The organism is Psychrobacter sp. TB55-MNA-CIBAN-0194 (assembly GCF_040309505.1).
In the GTDB taxonomy this organism is placed as follows: Bacteria; Pseudomonadota; Gammaproteobacteria; order Pseudomonadales; family Moraxellaceae; genus Psychrobacter; species Psychrobacter fozii.
Window position 1 is genome coordinate 1 of the sequence record NZ_JBEOOW010000034.1, and the last position, 476, is coordinate 476.

The 476-nt window shown below is 49.8% G+C and carries 1 protein-coding gene; it reads left to right on the forward strand.

From position 1 onward, the window contains the following. On the forward strand, window positions 1–476 hold a 476-nt coding region (locus tag AAEY75_RS14130; RefSeq protein ID WP_352259913.1), incomplete at both ends, for a cadherin-like domain-containing protein.

Here is a 476-nt window from a genome sequence, read left to right on the forward strand (position 1 = left end):
GAATTTGACTACACCATCACCGATGGCACGACAGAAGTGAGCGCCACAGAAACCATCACCGTCACCCCTGTGAATGATGCGCCCGTTGCAGTAGATGATGCATATACCGTAGAAGAAGACGGCACCGTAGTACTAGCACCGCTTACTACTGGCATCGCTGATAGTGACTTGGATGGTGACACCCTCAGTATCACTGACATTAATGGCACCGCCTTAACTCCAGGTGTGGCTCAAAGCATTGACGTACCAAACGGCGTAGTGAACATAGATACCGCAGGTGTCATCAGCTTCACCCCTGATGCCAACTTTAATGGTGACGTTGAATTTGACTACATCATTACCGATGGCACGACAGAAGTGAGCGCTACAGAAACCATCACTGTCACGCCTATGAATGATGCCCCCGTTGCAGTAGATGACGTAGGATCAGGCCCATTAAACCAGCCCGTATTGATTGACGTATTGGGTAACGACAC